The sequence below is a fragment of the Teichococcus deserti genome (assembly GCF_001982615.1).
Taxonomy (GTDB): Bacteria; Pseudomonadota; Alphaproteobacteria; order Acetobacterales; family Acetobacteraceae; genus Pseudoroseomonas; species Pseudoroseomonas deserti.
In genome coordinates, this window is record NZ_MLCO01000393.1 from 1 (window position 1) to 1,621 (window position 1,621).

Sequence of the window (1,621 nt, forward strand, 5' to 3'; positions counted from 1 at the left end):
CCCAAGCTCTCGCGCCGCGGCGCCCTGGCGCTGCTCGGCGCCGCCGGCCTCGGCATCGCCTTCCGCCCGGCGCTCGCCGCCGCGGCGGTGGAGAAGACGGTGAAGCTGGCCCCGGGCGGCCTCTACGAACTCGCCGTCAGCGGCGCCACCGGCCTGGTGCATGTTGCCGCCGCCGGCCCGCGCGGGGGCAAGGAGGCGAAGATCCTCGGCCTCGACCCGCGCACGCTGGAGGTCAAGGCCACCATCGAGCTCGGCGAGGAGGCCGCCTTCGGCCTGGCCGCCAACGACCGCAGCGGCCTGCTCTACGCCACTGGCACGCGCGCCGGCACGCTGCTGGCGATCGATCCCAGGGCCGGCGCCGTCAAGGCGCGCATCACCGAGGGCGAGGGCGCGCATCTGCGCCAGGTGATCGTCGACGAGGCGAAGGACCGGGCCTTCGTCTCGGCCTTCGGCGCGCGCGACAAGCCCAGCGCCATCTGGGTGGTCGACACGGCCGCCGGCAAGGTGTCCGCCGTCATCACCGAAGGGCTGGAGGGCGGCATCACCGGCCTGGCCTATGACGCCGCCGGCGACCGGCTGTTCGCCACGGCGCTGACCAGCAGCGAGGTGGTCGAGGTCAGCCTGGCGCGCCGCGCCGGCATCCGCCGCTTCGCCTCGGGCGGCGAGGGCGCGGTGAATGTCGCGGTCCAGCCCGGCAGCAACCGGCTGTTCGTCACCAACCAGAAGAGCGGCCAGCTGACCGTGCTGGACTCGGCCTCGGGCCAGGTGGTGAAGGCGCTGGAGACCGGCGCCGGCGCGCTGGGCGTCACCCTGTCGCCCGACGGTTCTCTCGCATACGTCGCCAACCGCGGCGCGGGGACCGTCAGCGTGGTCGACGCCAAGGGGCTGGAGCTGAAAGAAAACCTGGCGACGGGGACGCATCCGAACACGGTGGCCGTCGATCGCCGCTCGGGCCTCGCCTATGTGACCAACAAGGCGCGCTCGGCGCCGCGCGGCCAGCCGCCGGTCGAGGATCCGAACGGCGACACCGTCAGCATCATCCGCGCTTGATGTCTGATTGTCGGGGCGGGCCGGTGGCCCGCCCCGGCGTCACCCTGCCATCCGTTGCAGCAGGGCCGGCGCGATGACGGCGGTCGCCCTGGCGCCCATCATCTCGCCATGCAGCGCGGGGACGTCGATCACCTCGAGCGTCGTCGCATAAGGCGCCCACATCGACGGCGCCAGCGCGCGGCCGGCATGGTCGTGGGCGGCGCGGAGATGCACCAGCCGCCCCTCGAAGCGGGCATGGTGGTGGCCGCGCACCAGGCGGTTGTTGCCCTCGACCACCCGAACCACGCCGTCCAGCGCCGCCTCCGGCAGCCGGCCCAGCGGCGTGCCGCCGCGGCGCAGGAGATCGATGACGGGGGTGCGTTCCAGGGCCAGGTCCGGATGCTGCGCCGGATCGTGGCCGGCGATGACCAGCAGGGCGCGGTAGATGGCGGCCTGGTCGGGCTCGGACTCGGCGCGCCAGGCATCGGCCGGATAGGCGTCGAGCAGCGCCAGCAGCCCGACCTGCCGCCCGCGCCGCTGCAGCGCCACCGCCATGGCCTGGGCGATGATGCCGCCCACCGACCAGCCGGCC

General features: G+C 74.3%; 2 protein-coding genes. One reads left to right on the top strand and one right to left on the bottom strand.

Going from position 1 to position 1,621, the window contains the following annotated elements; all coding sequences use genetic code 11:
• Positions 1-1,050: YncE family protein (locus tag BKE38_RS27870; protein ID WP_076960422.1), on the top strand; the 1,050-nt coding region annotated here is incomplete at its 5' end.
• A gap of 39 nt (positions 1,051-1,089) precedes the next feature.
• Here BKE38_RS27870 and BKE38_RS27875 read toward each other — a convergent pair.
• Positions 1,090-1,621, bottom strand: a 532-nt coding sequence (locus BKE38_RS27875; protein WP_242662596.1) for a thioesterase domain-containing protein, incomplete at its 5' end; no start/stop codon positions are given.